The sequence below is a fragment of the Leptospira jelokensis genome (genome assembly GCF_004769635.1).
In the GTDB taxonomy this organism is placed as follows: Bacteria; Spirochaetota; Leptospiria; order Leptospirales; family Leptospiraceae; genus Leptospira_A; species Leptospira_A jelokensis.
The window spans coordinates 57,129-81,412 of record NZ_RQGH01000008.1 but is presented as its reverse complement, the minus strand read 5'-3'; the positions used below and the strand labels follow the sequence as shown (position 1 = coordinate 81,412).

At 39.4% G+C, this 24,284-nt stretch carries 23 protein-coding genes; 8 read left to right on the top strand and 15 right to left on the bottom strand.

Going from position 1 to position 24,284, the window contains the following annotated elements; genetic code table 11:
* Positions 1–18: 18 nt before the first annotated feature.
* Together EHQ62_RS02775 and EHQ62_RS02770 are read right to left on the bottom strand one after the other, a co-directional pair.
* Complete coding sequence (locus tag EHQ62_RS02775) at positions 19–3,393, bottom strand: methylmalonyl-CoA mutase family protein (protein WP_135640732.1); 3,375 nt, start codon at positions 3,391–3,393, stop codon at positions 19–21.
* Positions 3,394–3,496: 103 nt separating this feature from the next.
* Complete coding sequence (locus tag EHQ62_RS02770) at positions 3,497–4,318, bottom strand: lysophospholipid acyltransferase family protein (protein WP_208720605.1); 822 nt, start codon at positions 4,316–4,318, stop codon at positions 3,497–3,499.
* Positions 4,319–4,389: 71 nt separating this feature from the next.
* Between EHQ62_RS02770 and EHQ62_RS02765 the strand changes: the two genes are divergently transcribed.
* Together EHQ62_RS02765 and EHQ62_RS02760 are read left to right on the top strand one after the other, a co-directional pair.
* The gene (locus tag EHQ62_RS02765) at positions 4,390–5,400 is read left to right on the top strand and encodes a phosphatase PAP2 family protein (protein ID WP_135640730.1); all 1,011 of its coding nucleotides are present in this window, start codon (positions 4,390–4,392) and stop codon (positions 5,398–5,400) included.
* Between the two features lie 3 nt (positions 5,401–5,403).
* Positions 5,404–6,681 (top strand): oligosaccharide flippase family protein, encoded by a 1,278-nt coding sequence (locus tag EHQ62_RS02760; protein WP_135640729.1) that lies wholly within the window; start codon positions 5,404–5,406, stop codon positions 6,679–6,681.
* On the opposite strand, the gene EHQ62_RS02755 is transcribed toward EHQ62_RS02760, so the two are convergent.
* Positions 6,659–7,285, bottom strand: coding sequence for a hypothetical protein (locus EHQ62_RS02755; RefSeq protein WP_135640728.1), 627 nt, complete (start codon positions 7,283–7,285; stop codon positions 6,659–6,661). The genes EHQ62_RS02760 and EHQ62_RS02755 overlap by 23 nt on opposite strands.
* Here EHQ62_RS02755 and EHQ62_RS02750 point away from each other — a divergent pair.
* Positions 7,242–8,714 carry a hypothetical protein gene (locus EHQ62_RS02750; RefSeq protein WP_208720604.1) on the top strand — a complete coding sequence of 491 codons (1,473 nt, stop codon included), beginning with the start codon at positions 7,242–7,244 and terminating at the stop codon, positions 8,712–8,714. The genes EHQ62_RS02755 and EHQ62_RS02750 overlap by 44 nt on opposite strands.
* Here the strand turns inward: EHQ62_RS02750 and EHQ62_RS02745 are convergent.
* From EHQ62_RS02745 to EHQ62_RS02730, 4 genes are read right to left on the bottom strand one after another with little or no spacing between them, the layout of a single operon-like run.
* Positions 8,705–9,610 carry an ATP-binding protein gene (locus EHQ62_RS02745; RefSeq protein WP_135640727.1) on the bottom strand — a complete coding sequence of 302 codons (906 nt, stop codon included), beginning with the start codon at positions 9,608–9,610 and terminating at the stop codon, positions 8,705–8,707. The genes EHQ62_RS02750 and EHQ62_RS02745 overlap by 10 nt on opposite strands.
* A gap of 59 nt (positions 9,611–9,669) precedes the next feature.
* Entirely contained in the window at positions 9,670–11,034 is a 1,365-nt protein-coding gene (locus EHQ62_RS02740; protein WP_135640726.1) for a PDZ domain-containing protein, read from the bottom strand.
* Entirely contained in the window at positions 11,021–12,478 is a 1,458-nt protein-coding gene (locus EHQ62_RS02735; protein WP_135640725.1) for a S1C family serine protease, read from the bottom strand. The genes EHQ62_RS02740 and EHQ62_RS02735 overlap by 14 nt, the downstream gene beginning before the upstream one ends.
* Positions 12,471–13,346, bottom strand: a complete 876-nt coding sequence (locus EHQ62_RS02730; protein WP_135640724.1) for an LIC11113 family protein — start codon at positions 13,344–13,346, stop codon at positions 12,471–12,473. Before EHQ62_RS02730 ends, EHQ62_RS02735 begins: the two co-directional genes overlap by 8 nt.
* Positions 13,347–13,518: 172 nt before the next feature.
* Between EHQ62_RS02730 and EHQ62_RS02725 the strand changes: the two genes are divergently transcribed.
* The 3 genes from EHQ62_RS02725 to EHQ62_RS02715 are packed head-to-tail and all read left to right on the top strand — an operon-like array spanning position 13,519 to position 17,504.
* A complete protein-coding gene (locus EHQ62_RS02725) occupies positions 13,519–14,370 on the top strand; it encodes a sulfurtransferase (RefSeq protein ID WP_135640723.1) in 852 nt (283 codons plus the stop codon).
* 60 nt (positions 14,371–14,430) lie between these two features.
* On the top strand, positions 14,431–16,665 hold the full coding sequence (locus EHQ62_RS02720; RefSeq protein ID WP_135640722.1) for an alpha-glucosidase: 2,235 nt from the start codon (positions 14,431–14,433) through the stop codon (positions 16,663–16,665).
* 11 nt (positions 16,666–16,676) lie between these two features.
* Positions 16,677–17,504 (top strand): metallophosphoesterase, encoded by an 828-nt coding sequence (locus EHQ62_RS02715; protein WP_135640721.1) that lies wholly within the window; start codon positions 16,677–16,679, stop codon positions 17,502–17,504.
* A 69-nt stretch (positions 17,505–17,573) separates the two neighbouring features.
* Here EHQ62_RS02715 and EHQ62_RS02710 read toward each other — a convergent pair whose 3' ends face one another.
* The 7 genes from EHQ62_RS02710 to flgN form a co-directional block, all read right to left on the bottom strand.
* Positions 17,574–17,981 carry an OsmC family protein gene (locus EHQ62_RS02710; RefSeq protein ID WP_135640720.1) on the bottom strand — a complete coding sequence of 136 codons (408 nt, stop codon included), beginning with the start codon at positions 17,979–17,981 and terminating at the stop codon, positions 17,574–17,576.
* A complete protein-coding gene (locus EHQ62_RS02705) occupies positions 17,978–18,652 on the bottom strand; it encodes a lysophospholipid acyltransferase family protein (protein WP_135640719.1) in 675 nt (224 codons plus the stop codon). The genes EHQ62_RS02710 and EHQ62_RS02705 overlap by 4 nt, the downstream gene beginning before the upstream one ends.
* A 61-nt stretch (positions 18,653–18,713) precedes the next feature.
* Positions 18,714–18,953: a carbon storage regulator CsrA gene (gene csrA / locus EHQ62_RS02700; protein WP_083901971.1), complete on the bottom strand. Its 240-nt coding sequence runs from the start codon at positions 18,951–18,953 to the stop codon at positions 18,714–18,716.
* A gap of 3 nt (positions 18,954–18,956) precedes the next feature.
* A complete protein-coding gene (fliW, locus tag EHQ62_RS02695) occupies positions 18,957–19,418 on the bottom strand; it encodes a flagellar assembly protein FliW (protein ID WP_174705089.1) in 462 nt (153 codons plus the stop codon).
* Between the two features lie 52 nt (positions 19,419–19,470).
* Positions 19,471–20,736, bottom strand: a complete 1,266-nt coding sequence (locus tag EHQ62_RS02690; RefSeq protein ID WP_244147691.1) for a flagellar hook-associated protein 3 — start codon at positions 20,734–20,736, stop codon at positions 19,471–19,473.
* A gap of 5 nt (positions 20,737–20,741) precedes the next feature.
* On the bottom strand, positions 20,742–22,655 hold the full coding sequence (gene flgK / locus EHQ62_RS02685; protein ID WP_135640718.1) for a flagellar hook-associated protein FlgK: 1,914 nt from the start codon (positions 22,653–22,655) through the stop codon (positions 20,742–20,744).
* Between the two features lie 9 nt (positions 22,656–22,664).
* On the bottom strand, positions 22,665–23,177 hold the full coding sequence (gene flgN, locus EHQ62_RS02680; protein ID WP_135640717.1) for a flagellar export chaperone FlgN: 513 nt from the start codon (positions 23,175–23,177) through the stop codon (positions 22,665–22,667).
* Between the two features lie 86 nt (positions 23,178–23,263).
* Between flgN and EHQ62_RS02675 the strand changes: the two genes are divergently transcribed.
* Positions 23,264–23,443 carry a DUF1289 domain-containing protein gene (locus tag EHQ62_RS02675; RefSeq protein ID WP_135640716.1) on the top strand — a complete coding sequence of 60 codons (180 nt, stop codon included), beginning with the start codon at positions 23,264–23,266 and terminating at the stop codon, positions 23,441–23,443.
* 1 nt (position 23,444) lies between these two features.
* On the opposite strand, the gene EHQ62_RS02670 is transcribed toward EHQ62_RS02675, so the two are convergent.
* Complete coding sequence (locus EHQ62_RS02670) at positions 23,445–23,732, bottom strand: LIC10235 family protein (RefSeq protein WP_135633002.1); 288 nt, start codon at positions 23,730–23,732, stop codon at positions 23,445–23,447.
* Between the two features lie 216 nt (positions 23,733–23,948).
* Here EHQ62_RS02670 and EHQ62_RS02665 point away from each other — a divergent pair, with 216 nt between their 5' ends.
* A complete protein-coding gene (locus EHQ62_RS02665; protein ID WP_135640715.1) occupies positions 23,949–24,284 on the top strand; it encodes an Mpo1-like protein in 336 nt (111 codons plus the stop codon).

The following is a 24,284-nucleotide window of genomic DNA, read 5'->3' as shown; positions in this document are numbered from 1 at the left end:
TTCCCTACCCTATCCTTTTTACATATTGCGGCGGTACTGGCCTCCCACTTCATACAAGGCATGGGAGATCTGCCCTAAAGACGCCACTTTCACTGTTTCTAGTAACTCTTGAAAGATATTTTCTTTGGCACGAGCCACTTGTTTTAATTTTGTGATCGCCGCTTCGGTTTTGGAAATATTTGCGTTTTGGAATGCCTTTAGATTCCCAATTTGTTGCCTTTTTTCCTCATCTGTAGAGCGAATCACTTCCGAAGGAATGACTGTTGGCGATCCATTTCGATTGAGAAAAGTATTCACACCAATGATCGGATACTCTCCCGTATGTTTTAAGGTTTCATAGTGGAGAGATTCTTCTTGGATTTTATTCCTTTGGTACATCCGTTCCATGGCACCGAGCACTCCACCTCGTTCTGTCAATCGATTGAACTCCGTAAGGATTGCCTCTTCTACTAAATTGGTGAGTTCTTCGATGATGAAAGCCCCTTGGAGTGGGTTTTCATTTTTAGCAAGACCCAATTCCCGATTGATGATGAGTTGGATGGCGACAGCACGACGTACCGATTCTTCTGTTGGAGTTGTGATCGCTTCATCATAGGCGTTTGTATGAAGAGAGTTACAGTTGTCATAAATTGCGTATAATGCCTGCAATGTGGTTCTAATGTCATTAAAATCAATCTCTTGGGAGTGAAGGGATCTTCCCGAAGTTTGGATGTGGTATTTTAACATTTGAGAACGTTCATTGGCACGGTATTTGAACTTCATCGCTTTTGCCCAAATCCGACGAGCCACGCGCCCAATCACCGAATACTCTGGATCAATTCCATTGGAAAAGAAAAAGGATAAATTGGGAGCAAACTCATTGATATCCATCCCTCGGCTGAGATAATACTCAACATAAGTGAATCCATTTGCTAAGGTAAATGCCACTTGTGTGATCGGGTTTGCACCTGCTTCTGCTATGTGGTAACCACTGATCGATACAGAATAAAAATTACGAACTTGGTTTTGGATGAAATGGTGTTGGATATCACCCATCATCTTTAACGCAAATTCGGTGGAGAAGATACAAGTATTTTGTGCTTGGTCTTCCTTTAAAATGTCTGCCTGCACTGTACCCCTCACTTGGGAAAGTGCTTCTTTTTTTAATTTTTCATACGTGTCTTTAGGAAGGACCTCGTCCCCTGTCACACCAAGTAACAATAAACCCAAACCATCATTTGATTCTGGTAGCGGGCCATCAAATCTTGGTAAGGCGACACCTTTTGATTCATAAATCTTTTTGATTTTTGACTTTATCTCTTCGGTTTTCCCTTCTGCACGAATGTATTTTTCGCAAGTTTGGTCGATGGCAGCATTGAGAAAAAAAGCAAGCACCATAGGTGCCGGCCCATTGATTGTCATCGAAACGGAAGTTGTTGGATCACAAAGATCAAACCCCGAATATAGTTTTTTTGCATCATCTAACGTTGCTACGTTGACACCTGAATTTCCAATTTTTCCATAAATGTCTGGCCGGATGTCAGGGTCTTCCCCATACAAAGTTACTGAATCAAAGGCAGTTGACAGACGTTTGGCGGGCATTCCCAAACTTAAGTAATGAAACCTACGATTGGTCCTTTCGGGTCCGCCTTCCCCTGCAAACATCCGAGTTGGGTCTTCTCCACTTCGTTTGTATGGGTATACTCCTGCCGTATATGGGAAAAATCCTGGGAAATTTTCTTGGTAAGACCATTCCAAAATATCTCCCCAATCAACAAATCGTGGGGTCGCAATTTTTGGAATTTTAAGATGGCTAAGGGATACAGTATAATTATCTACCTTGATCTCTTTTCCACGAACAAAATAAGAATACTGGTCTTTCCGAAATGATGCGATGGTATCGGACCAATTTTCAATGATCTTTCTCGAATCAACGGACAAAGTATTCCATACCAATTGGTATTCCGTTTCCAATTCGGTGACATTTTTCCCTTTTTTAGAAAGTTGCGAAATGGCACCTTTCAGTTGGTAGGCGGACCTAGCAAGTTCTGCTTCCTGTTTGATCCAATCTGCATTTCGATTGATTTCTTCTTTGATTTCTGTTAGGTAACGAACTCGGTCAGGTGGAAGGACAACTGATGCCTCTCTACCATTTTGATTTTTTTGGTATTTTGATTTCCATTCCAGTTTTGCCTTATGGATCACAACACCAATGAGGTGTGCATACAATTCGTCAGTACCTGCATCTTGGAATTGAGATGCAATGGTGCCAAACACTGGCATGGCATCAATCGGATCATTGAATAAATTTCGGGACCTTTGGTATTGTTTTTTGACATCACGTAACGCATCCAGTGCCCCTCGTTTATCAAATTTATTGATCGCAATCACATCTGCGTAATCGATCATATCAATTTTTTCTAACTGAGTGGCTGCACCATATTCAGGTGTCATCACATACAATGATACATCGGCCACTTCTGTGATTTCGGAATCACTTTGTCCAATCCCTGCTGTTTCAACTATGATAAGATCATACCCAGCTGATTTTAAAATTTGAATGGCACCTTTTACACTACGATTGAGCGCGATATTTGCTTCTCTCGTGGCAAAGGAACGCATGTACACCCTATCGTTAAAAATGGAATTCATGCGAATGCGGTCACCGAGAAGTGCCCCACCTGTTTTCCGTTTGGAGGGATCCACAGATAAAATTGCAATGGTTTGGTTTGGGAAATCATCCAAATACCTACGGACAAGTTCATCGGTTAACGAAGATTTGCCGGCACCACCTGTACCTGTAATTCCAAGAACTGGGATAGTTTTTTTAGGAGTGGGAAAATCAAAATTAATTGTATAATTAGTTTTTTCCTGTAAAAGCGAAAATTCCATCTGTGTGATGGCTTGTCCCAATGCTAAATAGTTTTTCTTTTGGATATGAGACGCCAAATCTCCGTTAAATGACGATGGGGTAGGGAAATCAGATTGTTTGACAACATCGTTGATCATCCCTTGTAAACCTAAGGTTCGACCTTCATCTGGAGAATAAATATGAGTCACACCATATTTGTGTAATACTTGGATTTCAGAAGGTAAAATCGTCCCACCACCTCCACCAAACACACGTATATGGCCAGCACCTTCTTTTTTTAATAAATCAATCATGTATTGGAAGTATTCGACGTGACCACCTTGGTAACTGGTAATGGCGATCCCTTGTACGTCTTCTTGGATGGCACATTGGACGATCTCTTGGACACTACGATTGTGGCCCAAATGGATCACTTCTACCCCACTTTGTTGTAAGATCCTTCGCATGATATTGATGGAAGCATCGTGTCCGTCAAAAAGGGAAGCCGCCGTGACAAAGCGGATTTTGTTTTGCGGGGTATATGTCGAAATTTCGGTGCTCATAGAGAACAACGTTCTATAATCACGGTTTGAGATTCAATTGGAAAATGTGACGAGAATGACATAACTTCTCAAATCATGCCATAGATTCAAAAAAAGGTCTAGCCTAAAGGATGGATTCTGCCTCTTTCATCAACTCTCGGACACGATTTTCCAACATTTCTGTCAGTTCTTTGGCAGCTTTTTTCTCAGGGCCCGTTGGAAATTCCGAAGGTTGGATCGGCTTTCCAATTTGGTATCGGATTTTGGTTTTGAAAGCATCACCCGTGAGAAAGGCTTTGGGTTTGGACATATTGGTCGCCCCAACGATCCCAGACGGGATGATCGGAACCCCTGCACGGATCGCTAGTTTTGCCGCCATCGCACGGAAGGGTTGTAACTCCCCAGTTTCGGAACGAGATCCTTCTGGATAAATGGAAAGAAGTTCCCCTTCTTTCATGAGGTCGACCATATAGGTTTCCAATTTTTCGTAGTATTCCATGGCCGCGCGTTTGTCCATCTCGGACTCCTTGGCGGCATTGCGGATGATGGGCATACTCCCCCAATTGATCAGGTTCTTTTTCACCACACTGCCAAGAGAGTTTAACAAGATCTCAATGACCGGTTTTGTTAGGCTCAAAGGTGGGTATTGGAATGGGGAATTTTTGTGGTTTAAGATGGCCATGATCTCTTCTTGGGGGTGAAAGAGTTCGTATTTGCCCAAATAGACAATTTTCCGATCCGCAAAAGCCCCTTGGACTGGAATGTCCAAATAATCCGTATGATTCGATATGATGAGAGCCCCACCCGATTCTGGGATATTCTCAGAACCAGCCACTTTGACATCGTAAATCAGCTCCAAAAGGTTACGCAGGATGGTTTTTGGTACTTCACGAGGGATTACGAACAAACTTTCAAGAATATCAGCTGGATTTTGGTTAGGTTCCATAGAAACATCACATATTTCAAAATAAAACTTTATGAAATCAAGTTCGATTTTCAACTTAGATGGAAAATCCTATGAAAGAACTCATTTTAGCAGAGACTTCCCTTTGGTTCTCCCAAATCCCTCTCGAATCCTTACATGGCTTAGATCCTTCCCTCGGGGGAATTTTTTATGTGATTTCAGTCATCTGCCATTATTTGGGAGGGAGTAGTTTTTTCCTCGGTCTCATCTCCTTTGTTTACATTTATTACCGACCCAAACTAGCATTTGAACTTTCTTTGGGCTTACTCACTTCCGGGATCGCCGTTTCCTTATTCAAATTTTACTTCGAAAGTCCAAGGCCATTTCCGTATCCAGAAGCTTTCGATGAAAAAGCCTTTGGATTGCCTTCTGGGCATGTGTATTCTGCTGTCGTCGTTTGGGGTCTGTTAGCTTATCGAATTCCAAAACTTTGGTTTCGCATTGTATCCATCCTCATCATCGCCTTTATGCCATTTTCGAGAATGTATCTTAAAGTACATTACTTAGGAGATGTCACTTTTGGATTTGGATTAGGAATTTTGCATCTAATCATTGTTCTACTTTTATTAAATAAATTTTATGAACCGAAAAAAAATGAACCATTTTTCCAGACCAATCAATATCGTACTTTAGGTTTATTAGGAATTGTTGTGACTCTTTTTCCTATCACCTTAGATTCACCATTTTTATCGGAAGAACACCACCATAGTTTATCAGGAGTATTAATGGCAAGTGGTGCACTCGGCGGATTTTGGCTTGGAGTTTTATTTTACCCAAGACTTAGTAAAAAAGAATTTTTAAACTGGAGTATGCCAAAGTTTAGTTTTCAATTTGGTTCTGATTCATTTTCGATATTTTGGAAAACCTTTTTGGTAAGACTTTTGATTTTGGGAACTGTCATTTTTTTGCTTTATGTTGTCCCTGGAATTTTGATTAAAAAATCCATTTGGAAAGATGATTTATTTTTACGATACATTCGTTATTTAGTGGTGGGATTTGCCTTGGTTTGTATTGTTCCTCTTGTCTTACAAAAGGTACAAAAAGGAAAGTTTTTGCAAAACTAATACATGCAAAAAATCAAAAAAATCTTTCAAATTCTAAAAGTGGAACTCATGAAAGAAGGAGTTTTAAAAAACTCTTTCTTTGTAAGCAGTTCCAAAGCGGTTTCTGCCGTTACCAATTTAGTGTTTATGATTTATTCCGTAAACTTGCTTAGCAAAGCAGAAAACGGAAAACTCCAATATTTTTTGGGATTTTTACCAGTTGTGCTTGCGGTCGCAGAATTTGGATTACCAAACGCCCTCATTAAGTACATCTCACCTTTAGCGGAAAAAAAAGAAAATCCTGGCGCAATTTTAAACGCATCACTTCGGATTAAGTTTTATTCTTTTTTATTTTTATCGTTTATCACCATCATCGCCTATTTCACAAGTGATGAAAACTATTTGGTCCTTTTATTATTGTTATTCGGTGGGATCATCATTTCCTTTATTTCCTATTTCGAAAGCCTATTTGTATCCTATCGAAAGTACAAATCCTTATCATTATGGAATCCACTTCCAAACATAGTCCGTTTAGCATTACTTATTTATTTTTCCGAAACTAATGCGCATCCATTAACCTATATGGATATTTTGGCTATTTTTTGTATAACGCCGATTTTTGTTTTGTTCCTCTTTTTCCTTTTTTTTGGAAAGGAAGAGATTTCGTTTTCCGCAGCACCTTCCGAAATCCGTTCCAATGAAAAAAAATTATTACTCTTCAATTTATGGGCATTTGCAGCTTCGATCTGTGCCATTTTATCAGATCGACTCGAGATATTTTTTCTAAACCAATTCCATCCACCAGAAATTGTTGCAGATTACGGCACCGCCTTGCAATTGTTTAGTGGATTTATCATCATCCTGGCTACATTTAATTCCATCATATATCCAAAATTGGCACGTCTTGCAGAAACAGAAGAATTCCCAACCGTTCTCAAAAAATCCGTTTTTCTCGGTGGTATGATTGCGATTGCATTATCACCTGGAATTTTATTAGCAGAACCCATCTTAACCTTGTTATTCGGAATGAAATACACAAACTCTATTTCTGTGTTTAAAATTCTGTATCCTAACTTTTTGTTACAGTTAGTATTTGCGCCTTTAGGAACAGCTTTATTTGCTTTGGGTTTACCAAGGTTACTGGCAGGACTTGCCTTATTACGTTTGATCTTCGGAGCTATTTTTGATTATTGGATCATTCCTGACTTTGGTGCAAACGGTGCAGCAGTGTCTTTATTTTTAGGTCAAATTGTATCTTGGTTATTACTCATCGGATACTTTATGGCTTATTTTCGGAAATAACATATTCATATACTTTTTTATAATTTTGAATGAGCGTTTCCCATTCATTTGCATTCGGGTTAGACCCATAAATTTTTTCATACGCTTCTTTGGCTGATTTCCCTTCTGCCAAATATTCTTTAAATTTCAATAACACCATTTTGAATTGGATTGAGTCATTTTTAACATCATAATCACGATTGATTTTTACGCCGGATGATAATTCAAATTCTCTGATAAAAATTTCAGATAAAGCTAATATGCCATAACCCTTCGGAGTTTCAGGTTGTAAGTTCGTTCTTGTTTTTGCCCATGCTAGGAAAAAGAGTGAAGGAATAGGTGGATATTCACCTAACATTGATTTATCTGGAAATTGTAATTTTTGAGAGTTTCGTACGATCACTCTCGCAAATTCTTTTTTCCTTCTAAGGGATAAGTTGGAAGATTCCATCTGGAGTAAATACGAAACAATGACCTCTTCTTCTTTGCTATGGTCTGTTTTTTCAAAAAATCGACTCAGGTCATAGGAAAAACGAGTGTCAGCTTCCCTGTAAGAAAAAATAACAAGTAGAAGAGGGAAAATGAGAAGAAATCCGTGTCGATATTTCAAAAGTATTTTCTTCATCCCTTTAAGTATCGGGATAGTTTCGCTCCACTTTCTGTCTTTTTTTCCGATCCATTTCGCCCAAACGTATTCTGATGCAGTTCGTGACGACGACAGAGCCAACCGCAATTTCGGAAGAGTGATTGCCAAAGAACGAAACGCTCGTTTGCAAAACGACAATCCTCTCAATGGATTTGGGAGTGAAACTTCCCTCATTACCGGTGGTCGATTCCAATCCCAAAAAGGTGAGATCGACTCGGAAAAAGCCAACCGTTACCATTCAGAAGGAATGATCACAACACCTACTCTTTTTTCTTACCAAACCTCGAGTGGAAGTGTGGGACTCTTTTTGGCTCCACGTGTTGTTTTGTCCGAAAGTCGTGTGACGAACAAAGAAGTGCGAACAATTTATGATACAGAAGGTACCTTCCTTCTAAACCAGGAAATTGCCAAACTCCAATTTGCGATGGAGATAGGCCGAGGTTACAATCGGCTGGATCGTTATGGATTTATCTTTGTGGGTATGTCAAATTTTGTATCCATGTCTCTCTTCACAAATTCTGGCTTTCGCATAACAGGAATTCGTTTAAATGCAAAACCTGAATTGGAAAACTGGTTTGCTCCTCCTTGGACCGGATACTTACGAGAATTGTATGGAGGAAGGATTTCTTCCGAAAATATTCTTTTTTGGCAAGAATTTCGACTTTTTCATTTTGTTTATGAGGACCCAAATCACAATACCAACTTTGGAATTGGCTCAGGGCAAAGGGTATCGGGACGGTATTCTTATAGTGGGATCGAATTTTCATCCAAACCTTTTTTTGAAACTTGGGGATTTGATTTCGCCCTCATCAGACTTTTGGGTGAATCAAAAACTTCCAGTTCGCCGTGGTCGGAATCCAAAATCGCAACAAATTCCCATTTGGGATTTTTCTCCATTCACTCACAAAATGAAAAATTAAGTTTTGCCTTGGCAGGGCTTGTGGCCAAAAAAGATGAAAAAGATCGGTTGGATTCAAATAGCAATGGTTATGCGTCTTGTTTTGCAGAACCTAGAGTTTTAGGGGGATATTCTTCCTTTTTATTGTACCAGTCTTTGGACTTTGTACACCCACCACTATTTCGGGAACGTGCCCTTTCACAAAATCCCAATTTTGAAAACAAAGGAATCCAAATGTTTGGTATCCAATTGGGTTGGGATTGGAACTCATTTTTACGTAGTGATTTGTTTTTAAATCGTGCAGATTCCATTTTAGGTAAAGGCACGGAAGCCATTCTCAAACTCAGTGTCGCAGCAAAAGATTTTGGAAATTTGGTTTCTCAATTCAGTGTATCCTATACCGAGATGGATCCCCGAAAACAAAGGGTTCTTGTGACCGAACCTTTTACGGAAAGAGAACCTAACAAAGAATATCTGAGGTTTTATATTTCTTTAGGAATTCAGTTTTGATAGTTTTGGCCAGCAATCCGATTCCATGTTTTAAAAAATCGAACTTCGTTCCCCTTCTCATTATACACAATCGAATCGATATTCATTTTTGCTAAAAATATACCTCGTCCACTGACCAAATTGGCACTTGGATTTTCAATTGGGTTGGGGATTTGGCTTACAGCAAATCCATTCCCTTCATCACAGATGACAACAGTCACTCCCACATCATCCATTAGCAATTCAACAAATACAGATGAATTGGTATCAGCGCACCTCTCATCCACAAACTTAAAGTAGTCCTGATTGGCTTCCAAACATTCTTGTTTTTCCGCATAACTCACGCCAGCAACTCCATGTTCGATGGCATTCGCTAAAAGTTCATACAATACAATTTTGATAGAAATTAAATCTTCGGGAGTGGCATGAGGAGAATTTAAAATTTGTTTGGTTAAAAATGCAATGTAGGAAGTTAGTTTTTTAATTTGTGGTTTTAATTTGATTTTGCAATCACCACTGAATTGTGTGATTTCTCCGCTATTGTAGAGTAAAGTGAGATCAATGTCAGCATTTTCAAATTTTTTGATCCGTGATCGGAGTGCTTCCATTCGGAAAGGTTTCAAAAAAAAGTCAACTGCACCCATACGAAACACATCGATCGCGATTTGGATATCGCTATCACCTGTGATCACAAGGAACGGAGTTTGGTTTCCATCTGCCCTTAATTTTTGGATGAATTGGATACCATTTAATTTTGGTAAGCTGATGTCAGAAATGATTAAATCAAAAGTATTTTGGTTGGAAATGGCAAGTGCCTCCATCCCATCGGAGGCAAGTGTGACATTAAATTCGTCTTTGAAGTATTCCCAAAACAATTCGCGGATTGTTTCTTCGTCGTCTACAAAAAGGATTTTCATACAATACTTAGAGAAGTACTATCCCTAAGCGTTAACAATTGTAAATCTCTTTTTAAAAATTACTCTTCTAGGTTGTAAGAACGACCTAATTTGTATGTGGATTGTAATTCTTGTTGGAGATCTAAAATTTCCCTTTTGGTAAAAAAGGCAATTTTGCCGCCTGACATCTCAAATGCAAAATAACTGTTTTGTTCGGATTGCAAAAGAGTTTTTAATTGGCTAAGCGAACTGATTCGAGTTCCGTTGACCTTCTCTAAAACCAAATCCTGAAAGTCTTGGTATCCTAGGTTACCTTCTAGGGGGAAAACACGGCTGAGGATCACAATTTTTTCCCGCACAGGATGGACTTTTTTCTGGTAATAATCCGAGAGATAAACCAATTTTTTTTCTGATTTCACTCTATACTCAGACCCAAATTCTTTGAGGTAGGCATTGGATAGTTCGGTAAAGAAAAACCCACCTACAATCAAATACAATGGCCTTCGGTTTTTGGCTTCTTCTGGAATTAAAAAATCATTCGAATCATACGCACGTAAATCGTAAGAAACGGAAAGATTTTGAAAATTTCGATAGAGTTTTAGTTGGACAGTTTCACCTAATTCACGCAAACGACCGTCTGACTTTCTTAACACCAAATCAAAAATTTTATCTGCTCGATCCCAATCATCCACTTTGGTAAGTGAAAAAGAATTGATCATTGTGACCAAATCTCCAGGGAACAAATTGTAAGCGGGTCCAACACCGGGAACCACTTCCGTCACGAGGAGTGGATTTGGAAAGGATTTAGAATAATACTCTTTTTCCGAAGGTGTTAAATTGACATCAAATAGAAAACCAGGATGTGGAAAGGACTTCCCACCAGATCGCAAAAACAATTCTACATAGTCTGTTGGAATTAAAAAATCAGAGATTGTGATTCCGCATAACAATTGATTTTTGAAGAAAAAATCGGATTCCTCTGTTTTTTTCTGATCCAAAAGGAATACTTTGATTGGAGTTTTGGAAAAAGGTAAATAAACATATTTAGATTTTCCACTTGGGCAATGTTTGGCGGTCTGTTTTAAATCCAATCCAACAGGTTTTGGTAATTTATTCATACCTGTTGATTCTAATAACAAAAAACCTGTTTCCCCATCATATGCCTTAATCGAAAGTTTTGGGACAGAATAATCAAAGGATTCAAATTCTGCATACACTGGATTTTGTTTCGAGAGTGTAACACCAAAAAAGAGTCCCTTACCCAAATGGATGATATTGAGTTTTCGGGTAAAAGGTTCACCAACTAACCAAGGGTTTTGGTGGCTAATCTTTTGAAATGTAACTCTCGATTCTATGACACGTTTGTCTTCAAACTCTTCTGCATTCAAAAAAGTATATGTGCATAGGAAAAAAGTAACAAAAATAATTGTTTTAAAGTTCTTCATAATTGGCACCATATCTTTTTTTCACTCTTTGGTTCATTTGGTATGTGGATTCTGGTCGAAGGACAATTGGCAAATCCATTCCCCGAAATTTGATGACAATCATTCCACGTTTGTTTTCCTTCCAAATTGACTTAAACTCATTTAAATCTTTTGGAACACGACTGTTAATGGATTCAACAACTTTGTATTTGTATTTTTTGTACTTTGAAGTTTCTGGATCATTAAAGGTATAACTGAGTACAATATCTCTTGTTGTGTAACGATAGAGAAGGTCTTGGATAAAATAACTGTAATGGTATTGTAAAGAGCTGTCCAAATCGCCATCCTCTGAATGGAAAAAAGACCTGGTAATTGGTTGGAACACAAATCCAGCTTGTAGGAAATAATCATCGGATCCATCGCGATAGAGTTCCAAAGCATAATTTTTTTGTAAGTTAACTTCGGCTTGGTTTTCCTTCCCAGCGCGGAAGTAGGTGATTGTAACTTTTGAATTCAATTGTTTGTCTTCAATCCAATCGATGATAAATTCTTTTTTATTCGACAAAGTCAATTCGCCATCATTCGAAATTCGTATCCCATCGAATGCGGTTACAAAATCTTTTTCCTTTAAAACCTTAGAAAACGTAGAGGAAGGGTAAATCCGATTCACAAAAATTCCAGTTTCACCAGAAGGAACCTTCATTGCTTGTTTTAAACTTTTGGGATTTCCGTTTTGGAATGTGAAACCTATGTTTGGAAATCCATCATACTTTCCATCATTGATATCTTCTAAAAAATGCCGAATGATATCATTAGAGATTAGATAAGCGATTCCTTGTTCCAATGTGCTAATTTGAAACACAAGCCCCACTACTTTACCATTTTGAACTGCGGGACCACCTGAATTTCCTGGTTGGATATTGGCAGAGATTTTTAATACATTTCGATAATCTAACCCAGAATAGGTGTATCTATTTTTTTCAAAACGTAAAATTGATCCTTTTTCTACAGATAAACTATCATTCCCATTAGGAAATCCAAGTAACAATACATCCGATCCTAAATTGGGAATCCCTTCTAAAAAGGATAACGAAGTGGTTTGCTCCGAAAAATCTGGATCATTGACTTGTAATAAAGCCAAATCACAATCATAACCTATAAATTTAACATCTGCTAAGTATTCTTTTTTGGTAAAACTACTCTTTACCAAAATTCGTTTTGCATCCCGAACCACATGGGCGTTAGTCAATATAGTTTGGTTGGGTAAAACAAGACCTGAACCAAAACCAGTATAAAGGTTTTTTTTCATCCATGGTTGGGTTTTATTTTCTGTGTTAAATCCTTCGTTTCGTATGAGAACCACAGATCGAAAAATAGAATCCACAGCTGGTTCTACTTCCCCTTGCGAAAAAATGGAATCACTCCAAAAGAGTACAATTAATAAAGTAAATATGAATTTATTCATAATATAGAATGACTTTCTCCCAAATGATTTGAGTTTCTGAAATTTTTTTCAACACTGCTTTACCTAACACTCTTTCACCCGGCCCTGGGTTTTTCCAAATTGTATTGGAAACCATAAGTTCTCCGGAATTGGTTGATGGGACACGGATCAATCGATACACAGAATCCTTAACGCATGTGATGCGAAAAACATAAGAAACTGTTTGGTCCCAATAAAAACTTTGGTCCTTTTCGATAAATTCTAGAGGACAAGACGGATCAAAAAAAACTTCTAAATTGGAAGGTACTTCTTTTCGCCTTTTGGGATTTTCAGCTATGGATTGGAAATAAAACAAATTTGGATTCTGAATTGGTTTTGTTTGGATGGATGGTTTTCGATTCTGAAATCCTGTTTGGTTTACTTTTTTTTGTGGGTAATCCAAATCAGTATCATCTGTATTTTGTTTTCCCTCGTTTGTTTCTTTTGCATTAGAAAACAAATTACCAGTTTGGATCTCGATGAATTGTTTTTTTCCGATTCGCTGAACAGACTTTAAACGAAATTCATTTTGGTTGATTTGATTCTTTTTTTGGGATAAAAATTCGATGAAACTTGGTTCATTCGTTTCTTGGCAACTGAGCCGGTAGTATGTGACTGTGGATATTTTAGAAGCAAGTTCGAGTTCACAATTGCCATCATTGACCAGATACCGGGATCCATTTCGAATCTTCCGTTGGAATTCACGAGAAATCTTACCCTGTTTCCATTGAGAAACATCTTCCTTCAATGAAGGCAAAGACTGTTCCAATGGAATTTTGTCAGCGAATAGATTGGCCAACGAAAATAGAATGAAAATCACAGTTGAGATGATAGAAAGTTGCCAATTCATGGATTACCGACTGTCTTAAGTATCGGCTTCCCTACCCCATAGAATCAACTCTCGATCCATTGATTTCTCTTCTCATTATGTCCCGACCCAGCTTTGAATTTTTTTTTTGGTTTTCAGACTTTCAAAAATTCGAGGGGGGGAAAAGTAATGTAAGAAATAGGAGAATACTTTTTTGAACTGGAACTTTCTTAAAACCGAAATAGAACCTGGTGACTTCCTCATCGATTGTCGTTCCCAATCAGCATATGAAGAAGAAACATTAGAAGGTGCTTATTACTATCCATTCATCAAAAAAGCATTCGGCTCTGACCCAGAATCCCAAAAAAAATTGTACGGCCCTATGGCGGCAGTGATACAAGAGTTTCAAAAATCCAAAAAAACACGGATCATCGTTTTTGATGAAGGGATGGGGATGTTTTCCACACGGATGGTCTATTTACTCCGAGGGATGGGGATCAAAGACGCATACGTACTAGGTAAAAAATGGCCTGTGGAAGGGAAAAAAGCAAAAGGGGAACTCAAAATCGAACCTCCCATTGCAGACAAGGCAAAACCAATTGAAGGTGTTGTCGACAAAGCCTTTATGGAACGGAACCTTACCAAACTCCAAATCTTTGATGCAAGGACCATGGACGAATACGAAGGCCGACTCCCTCGCCTGACTGCACCTGAAGAAGGGACACTCTGTGGCCGTTTGCCAGGAGCATTCCTTTGGGATTGGAGGAATTTGTATGATGGCGAAGCCAATCTCATCGAACGTTCTCTTTTCAAAAAACGCCTCAACGGTTTTCCATTTATGCCAGAAAGGCCTACTGTGATTTATGATTACAACGGTGCCCGGTCTTGTTTACTAGCTCTGATGTTACGAGAAGCTGGTTACATTGATGTGACCACATACCAAGGTTCTTGGTTTGAATGGAGGAAATCCAACTTACCAAAACAAGCAGTGGCTGTCTTTGGTGCCAAACAAGGAGCAGCGGCAGGCGCTCCGCGAGTGGGCGGAGTCGATCGCAAGAAAGTCTAAAAAAAGATTTACGAATCCAAAGACCATCGGTTCACTAAGCTCTCGCTCTTGGAGGATCCGATGGTTTTTCGTTTTTTATCCCTTTGTTCTTTGTTTTTATTTTTAGAATGTGCCTCACATGTTCTATCCCCTGTTCCCATTCCTGAAGAAACTTTTTCCGTCTCAAAACAAATCCAATGGATCCAAACACCAAATGAGTTAAAATTAAAAAACACATCCTTTGATCGAAATTTCATTGAACTTTCGTTAAGCGAACCATTCCTCACTGTTTCCGAAGTGGAAACTGTCTCCAAATACAGAATGGCCTCATTTAAGTTTGAAGAATCAACCAAACGCACTTGTTCCCATCAATCCATTGATTCGATCAAAAAAGAAATTGGGAAAATCACAATTCTTGGCAAACTATCTGGTAAAAATTGTGATAGCAATTACCAAGTAACATTCTCCTCAAAATCTGATACAGAAATTGAATTTAAAATCACAATTGCAGATGAAACTTTGAACCGGATCCAATTCATCTATGGCTCCCACCCTGAAGAAAAGATTTTTGGCCTTGGAGAACAATTCACCTATGATGAATTCAAAGGCAAAAAACCATTTTTTTTCACGGAAGAACAAGGCATTGGACGAGGTGACCAACCCATCACAGCTGGTGCCAATTTGCTTGCAGGTGCCGGTGGAAATGCCTACACAACTTATGCTCCTATCCCCCACTACATCACATCTGAAAACCGATCTGTCTTTTTTGAAAACAGCGGTTATGCGAAGTTTGACTTCAGTGACGCTAAAAAAACAAAGGTAGAGTTTTGGGACTTCCAATCGGAAAAATCAATCACAGGTACTCTTTGGATCGGAAGTTCAGCAAAATCTCTCATTGAAACCTATACGAAAAAAACAGGAAGATTTCCAAAACTCCCAGATTGGGCTTATGGAACTTGGCTCGGGGTACAAGGTGGTTCTGAAAAAGTAACAACCATCGTCAAACAAGCAAAAGATGCAGGTAACCCAGTCACTGCCCTTTGGATCCAAGATTGGTGTGGTAGACGTGTTACCAATTTCGGGGACCAACTCAAATGGCGTTGGTATGCAGATGAATCATTATACCCTGATTTTAAAAAATTTGTAAAATCAATGAACGATCAGAACGTACAAGTATTAGGTTATATCAATTCGTTTTTGGCTGATACAGATCCGAAAAAACCTGGTGATGATTTTACAAACCCACTGCTTACAGAAGCCAAAACAAAAGGATACCTTGTCAAAAATGGAAAAGGAGAAGACTACCTCATCCAAACCGTTGGTTTTCCAGCTTACCTGATCGACCTAACAAACCCTGCGGCGGTGAAATGGACAAAGGATCTTATCAAAAAGAATTTAATTGGAATGGGTCTTTCCGGATGGATGGCTGACTTCGGTGAGTGGTTGCCTTATGATGCAAAACTCCATTCTGGTGTGGACGCAAAGGTTTACCACAACCGTTACCCTGTGGATTGGGCAAGGATCAATCGTGAAGCAATCAAAGAAGCAGGAATGGAAGGAAAAATTGTATTTTTTACGAGAGCTGGGTACAGTTATTCCAATGCCCATTCCACTCTCTTTTGGGAAGGGGACCAAATGGTAAGTTTTGGTACCAATGATGGCCTTCCCTCTTCCATTGTCGGGCTCACAACATCGGGTATCAGTGGTTATGCGTTAAACCATAGCGATATTGGTGGTTACACAACAATCTCCAATCCATTAAAAAACTACCATCGAACCAAAGAACTTTTACTCAGATGGGCGGAAACTTCTGCGTTTACTCCGGTGTTCCGAACACATGAAGGCAACCGGCCATTAAAAAACTGGCAAGTGTATACGTACACAAAACCGGATGGTACAAAATCTCTGGGAGATGAAGATACAGTCCAACTGTTTGCAAAAATTGCAAGGATCCATTTCGCACTCAAACCATATATCCAAAGTTTGGTGGAAGAAGCATCAAAAACAGGTTTACCTGTTGTGAGACACAATGCCATTGTGGAACCCGAGGACAAAACTCTCCTAAATTACAAATACCAATTTTTTCTTGGTGATGACTTACTTGTCGCACCGGTTGTGGAGTCCAACGAAATCGTCCAAGAGGTGTACCTGCCTCGTGGCAAATGGACTCATTTTTGGACCGGTACAACTTACGAAGGGAACCGAAAGATCCAAGTGCCAGCTCCAATTGGGAAACCACCTGCATTCATCCGCGTTGGTGGCAAATCAGAAATGTTGATCCGTTCTTCCTTGGAAAGCATTCGGAACAAAAATTAAGGATTCAGAAAATGAAATTTGCTCTGATCGGAGACATCCACGGGTATTGGAACCAAAAAGACATCGAGTATTTTAATGACTCCGATTATGATTTTTTATTTTTCACTGGTGACCTAAGGGGAAATCCAAAATTGGGTAAGGTTTCCTTCCAAGGCCTCACCAAACGTTCGTACATGATTCCAGGGAATTGGGATGGGACAAGCCTTACATCTGTAATTGGTGAGATCATCCAATCAAAAGTTCTCATCCAATCTGGCCAATGGGGCCAAAGCAGAAGGTTACGCAAACTTTCGGAACGAGTCAAACCCATCACCATCCTAGGTTACAGTTCTGTAGTTTTGTCACAAGAGTTTGATGTATCTCTCCTTGTTGGGCGTCCTCATGCAATGGGTGGAGGGCTTAGCTTTTCGCCTAACATGAAAAAGACGTATATGGTTTCCAATATGGAAACATCAATTGAAAAATACAAAAGACTCATCGATGGAACCAAAGAAAAAAACATTATATTCTTATCGCATAACGGACCTTTTGGGCTCGGTAGTGCCAAAAATTCCATATATGGTGCAGAGTTTAAAAAAGATGGTGGGGATTGGGGGGACATCGATCTAACGGAAGCGGTTTCCTATGCCAAATCCATTGGGAAAAAAGTTCCACTTGTTCTCTCGGGTCATATGCACCATTCCATCAGCAAAACAAAAGAACGAGAAACCCATGAATACACTGGTGGGACTTTTTATGTGAATGGAGCCAAGGTCCCAAGGATCAGAGAAGGAAAACATTTCCACACCAAAATCGAATGGTCTGGTGGCTCTGCTACTGTCATCCCTTTATGGGTGTAAAAACATTCATTGAAACAGATTGCATTTGATTCCTAGTAGAATGAGTGTGGATCTGTTTCGAAGTTCTGTTTATGGCAGTAATAGAGTTTCAATTTCAATTTTACCAGAAAGGAGTTTATGAACGGGGCAGGCATTGGCGACCGAATGCAATCTTTCTCTTTCTTCTGGTTTTAAATTCCCTTTGAGTTCCACTTCGCGAATGAATTTATGATCTTCCGGTGATCGTTTATCGATTGTTACCTTTACAGATACGGAATCCAAAGCATACCCTTTTCGGTCGGCATACATACGCACAGTAATCGAAGTACAAGCACCCAAGGACGAAGCAAGTAATTCCGTTGGCATCGGACCCAAATCCGTTCCTTCTTTATCCGCTGGTTCATCGGCAATCCACTGGTGTTTGCCTTTCGTAATTTTGGTTTCGTATTTTGTTTTCTCTGTTGTGACGATGACTTTATCTTCAAATACTGCTGTCATTTGGAATCTCCTGTATGAATTCGTTTGGCTTCTCCAATCGCCCTGTCCCGATTTTGTAACATAGCCTCTTCGACTTTCAATCGCATTTTTTCAAATTCCACATCACTCAATTCACGAGGGACATAGATTGGCTCTCCATAAGAGACAACAAAAGTTGTAAAGGGTTTGGGGACTCTATGTTTGTCCCAGGCCCTTTCTAAAATCCACTGCCTGCTACATTCATAATGGAAGGGAACAATGGGAACTTGTGTCACTTGGGCCGCTGCGATGATCCCAGGTTGTACAATGAAAGCTGGCCCTCTGGGACCATCAGGCGTGAAGGCTGCGGGCAAACCTTTTTTTAAATGTTGGATGACTGCTTTTAGTGCCTTGGATCCACCTTTGGAACTACTACCCCGTATACTTGTATTGCCAAATCGATGTACAACTTCGTTGATATAATCTCCGTCTTTTGATTCAGAAATCAAAACAGCGACGTTTTTCTTTCGATGTAAATAAGGGGAATACAATACATTCGTGTGCCAAATGGAATAGATGTATGGTTTTTTGTTTTGAAATAATTCTTCGTATCGTTCGTTTTTAAGGATACGAAACCGAGATGTGAGGCCAATCAATCGCTGGAACCAAACAACGATTAAAGGCAAAAGCCAAACTAATATTTTACGTTTCAAGAGATGGATTTACTCCCTGGAGGTTGTCTCCAGAGAATTTTGGATTCAGAGAAAGATCAAGTTAAGTTTTCTTTTTGAATAAGTCTCCCAACTTACCTAAATCTTCTGGTTTGATATTTGCACCAGCTGCTTTTTTGTTCTCTTCTTGGATTTCTTTGTAAACTTCTGCTCGATGGACAGAAACATTTTTAGGAGCCTTAACACCAATCTTAACTTGATCTCCTTTGATATCAACAATGACGATTTCAATATCATCACCGATCATTATAGATTGGTTACTTCTCCTTGCTAAAACTAACACGAGTTAAACCTTTTCGGAAGACATTTCTTCCATAGACTCAATGATATTTTTGCGTATTGGATGATTTTCATCGCGGGAAATACATTGTTTTCCTTTTCCTTCTTTTCCATTGAGTATGATTGGACCTTGTAAATTGGCCGTCATCCCTTTTGGATTATCATGAGGAATTGTTACAATTAAAAAAATGATTCCATCCTTCCAACTAGTAAGTCCGATATCATGTAACTCTTCATCACTGATTGCTGGTTTGTAATGATTCATAAAGAGTTCAGGTTGGATCACGATGAATGCAAGCCCTGATTCTTTTGTAGACTGCAACCATTTAAATGGACTTTCTGCACTTTCTTCAATCAATGCATATTCATCAAATTCTTCAAATCCAAGTAACCCTTGTGGGAATTTTAGAATTTGTTTTGAATCCACTTGGATGGTTCCGAAAGGTTTTGTATGAATCGTTACCGACATTCTAGTTCCTGTTGTTTCTAATCTTTCTAATGTGCCTGTCATTCTGCCTTAATTACCTAAGGAAATCCATCAAAGTTGGTTTGATGATTTTTGATCCAACATTTAGCGCATAACTATGGATAGTTTCTAACCACTTCATGTTCATGATCGTTTCTGGAAAATCGATGCCTTCATTTTTCGCAAGAAGTTCCGTCATATACATTTTATCATAAGAAACTCTTTCTTCATGTTGTTCCAAACGATTCATACGAGCACCAATCGTAGATCGGTGGCGTAATATGTTTTCCAATGCCAAATCCAAATCACCCAAATCCCTTCCACCAATTCGTTCTTGGTCTTTTTGGATGAGGTCATTTCGGAGTTGGATGAGGACATCAAATACGGAGAGTCCAGTGACGGTTGCTGATTTAGAAAAATTGTTAGGTGGTTCGCTTGCACTTGGTTCAATGAGTCCAATGTCACGCAAAACAGTCCCACCATCCACATCTTCCAACCAAATTTGGTGAGGGGCCGTGGATGAGATTGAAATATTATCTTGTGCAAGTTTACTTGCTTTCACTTCCAAAGGAGCATTGTTGATTTTATCGATCACATCATCAATGGTATCTCCGACTGAGATATGGATTTCCACTCCATCAATTTTGAACTTTTGGTCGGATGTCGCTTGGTAGGCAGAGTTATCCACTTTGGAAGTCACACTGACGTTTGTCCCCCAAAATACTTTATTTCCTGGAATGGTGATGGGGATGTATTCACCTTTTTCGATTTCACGGAGTTGTTCCCCAATATCACCACGGTATTCCACACCAACATATTGGTTTTTGAGTTCGAGGCCTTGTAGTCCTTTGATTTTTGATTCAATTGGTTCAAACGGAGGCCTTTCAATCACATGGCCACCAAACAAGGGTTGCCCTGTCGCATCACGAGCGTTTGCAAGGTCTACGATTGCTCTTAAATGTTGGTCAATTTCTTTTCCAATGGCTACTTCAAGTTCAAAACCTTTGTCCCCTTGGTAAATTCCATTCCCTGCTTGTACTGTCAAAACACGTACACGTTGGAAAATTTCACCCATTTTATCAAGGACACCATCAACCTGTTGGAGCCTTTGGTATCCGTCCCCAATGTTTTCTTCGTACTGAGAAAGTTCGTTCAGCCGTGACCGAAAGTACATTTGGTTTGTGGCCGCACCCGGATCATCTGAAGGTTTTCGGATTTTTAATCCAGTTCCCAATTGGGTTTGGGTTTCATCCATTGCCACTTGGTGGCGGTTTAAGTTCCGCACCAAGGAATTGTTTTGCATCATGTTAGTGATTCTGATCATGATTATACACCTAACCTATTGATGATGGTATCTAACATTTCATTGAGTGTTGAAATCATCCGAGCGGATGCATTATAAGATTGTTGGAACTGAACCATATTGGCCATCTCCTCATCTAAGTTTACACCCATTACGGATTGGCGCATATTTTCCAACTCAACCATCAATTCATTCTGAGTGGTATATTCTTGTTTCGCTTCCCGTGCCTCAGTTCCAAGCCTTGAGATGAGTGAGTTGTAAAAATCATCCGTTGTTTTGGAATAATCAAACATCACTGGCTTTTCACGAAGGGCAGCAGCGATGAGGAGGGCATTGGACCCATCCTTTTGGCCGTTAGGTGAATTGTAATCACCCGAACCATTCACATCCTTACCACGAGCGGCTGCAATGTTTGCTGGGTTATTCCTTACATCTTCCGACATTTTAAAAAAAGAAGATGGATGGTACATCGGCGTGAGAGTGATGTCTTGGGCATTGGATTGGAATTTATTGATCTCACCAATCTTACGATAATCAAATGATCCAGATACACCAGAAGCAGTTAAAATCCCTGTGAGTCCAACAAGGAGTTCGCCAGAATCCTCTAGATGGCGGATCATAAAGTTTTCTTTTTTATCGTGAGGGTTTGTTGTTGCTTTTAGCGCCAACTGGTTGTCATGCGACATGTAAGCAACAACACCTGTTTCCGAACGATTGATTCGTTTGATGACTGCATTTAAGGTATCATCCTTGGAGTAAGGAACTAAAATTTCAGTTTCCCCTCCAGGACTTGCTTTTAAAAATCGCATGGTCCCTGAAATTCCAATCGGACGATCAGGATCGAGCGAGGTGCGACCTGTCACACGGAACACTGCAGTTTTATCATTTAATCCGTCACCGTCGGTATCAATTTCCCCGAAAGTATTTGTGGCAAGGGCCCTTGCTTCAAAGAAGTTCACATTGGTTTTGCCATTGAGGCCAAATCCATCTTTGTGGATTTCGTTGATGACATCCATCGCATTGATGGCGAGAGCATCCACAGCATTGATTTTTTCAACAAGGATACGGTCTCTGATTTCATACAAAGCTTGGATACTTCCCTGACGAAGCAGAACCGTGTCACCAGTATTTGACCATTTTAGATCGAGTAAACCATCGTTATTTGGATTTCCAACCAAATCAATTTTGTGAACCTTTTGTCCTTGGATGAGGATTTGTTGGCCAATGAAAACCATAAGTTCATCATCATCACTACGACCAATGGTGATATCTGCCATGCCAGCAAGTTCTTGTAACAGTTCATCCCTTCGGTCTAAAAGGTCATTGGGATTGTCACCTAATGCTTGTGACTTGGTTATTTTTTCATTCAGAGATTTGATGTTCTCCGCAACCGTGTTGAGGTGATTGACCTTAGCTTCAATCTCACGGTTGGATTGGTCACGTAAAAGGGAAAGTTTTCGATAAACATCTTCCATCCGTGATCCAAGCGCTTCTGCTTTTTCTTGCACCACAGCGCGGTGGGCTGTTTCTTCTGGGTAATTAGAAAGGTCTTCCCAAGAAGACCAAAACTGGTCCATCATGGAACGGAGTGTAGTTCCAGTGGGTTCATTAAAAACGGTTTCTACTTGGTACAAATAATCATTTTTTTTGCCCCAATACTCTTTTAAAGATGAGGAATCAATGATACGGTCATCAATGAAGTTGTCACGAACCCTTTCGATTTCAGAAATTTTGACACCTTGACCAATTTGGCCAGGCACTTCTGCACGATTAAATGCTGGATCATAAATGGGATCCATACTATTCATGACAACTCTTTGACGCGCATAATGTTTGTTATCCGCATTGGAAATATTATGACCTGTGGTTTGGATCGCTTGTTGGTGGACCGAAAGTCCTCGTTTTCCGATTTCTATACCTTGGAATGTTGATCCCATACGATTCTCCTAGGCAGTCGCGTTCAAAATGATCGCGCCTTTTTGGCTCTGCCCACGCCTTGTTGGTTGTTTGTGTGATGTATACACTTTCTCACGAGATAACTCTTGTAGTGAGTCTACAGTTGCTTGCAAAAATTCCTTTCTCGTCCTAAGAAGTTTTTCGTTTGTGATGATGGCATCTTTTAAGTCAGAAACGACCTTCTTGAGTTCCAAAGCAAAGGTTTTGAGTTTAAAATTGGACTCACGGTCCATATGGTTTAAAAAATGAGTGAGTGTGATGGAAGATTCATCTTTTTGGAACTTTTCTTTTTCATAGACATCTTCAATGGTTTTCATCCGAATCCTTTCGAGTTCCGATGCTTCCACCATGATATGGTAACTTTCTTTCACAAGGGACTCGAGAGTTTTGCCGTCCGCAACATGGATGGCCGCTCTTTTTTTGCCTTCCAACTCCAAAAGGCGCTTGTAACAGTCTATTTCTGTAGTAAATAAACTTCTAAGTGATTCAACCCAATCCAACATGCGAATTCCTTTTCCCTTATGGGTAGGATCGACGGATTCCCAAACTTGCTTAGGAAAATTTATAAAAATTTACTATTTTCAGGTCTATGTCTCGAAACTCACCGTGTACCAAAATTTGTATGATGGACCCCGAATCAGGGCTTTGTGCCGGGTGTTTCCGTACCTTGGAAGAGATCGGGAATTGGTCTAGGATGACCGAAGGGGAAAAAGAAAAGGTTTGGAGTGAGCTCCCGCTACGAAAGGCGGGAAACTCTACCAAGGATTAGGTTATTTAGAACCTTTATCAATTTTATTACGGTGTTCTTCACAGAGTCTGTAAAGTTGATCTGTAGATGGATTTTTCTTTGTGACTTTTTTTCCGCATACAATGCACATTCCTTGTGCCCTTCTTCGTTTGTATAACAATTGGACTCGTTCGGCACCTGATAAATTGTACTTACTGATTTGAAGTCGAACTCCTTTTACCAAATAACTTCCGATAGCAGACTCATCTCCTTTTTTTAATTCGGAAAAAATCTTGTTCAGCTCATCCGGTTTAATCGATTTAGGTTTCATACAATCTCCTGCTTTCCTGCTAAATTTAACTCTCTGTTAGATTCTAAATGTTAATGCACATTAGTTTTTACCCACTAACGTGCAACTCTATTTTAAAATCATATCTGAATTCTCGAATATAGATTCAAAATCTAGGGACAAACTCTAATATTTAGAATGATTTTTGAGTTGGCAAACTGAAAAGATCGACTATCGTTTAGTGAAAGGAACCAAACCATGGAAAAGAAATACAAAACTCTCAAAGATTTTTTCCCATTTTACTTAGAAGAACACAGTCATCCAATCAATCGTGCCTTACATTTTATTGGCTCAAGCCTTGCCCTTGGTTGTATCTTGGGGTTTATCGCTTCGGGTAAATTTTATATTTTGGGTTTGGCACTTGTTAGTGGGTACTTTTTCGCATGGATAGGCCATTTTTTCATCGAAAAGAATCGCCCCGCAACCTTTACATATCCATTTTATTCCTTTATTTCCGATTGGATCATGTACTTTAAAATGTTAACGGGAAGAATTGATGTTGAATTTGCCAAAATCAAGTCAAAACAAAATTAA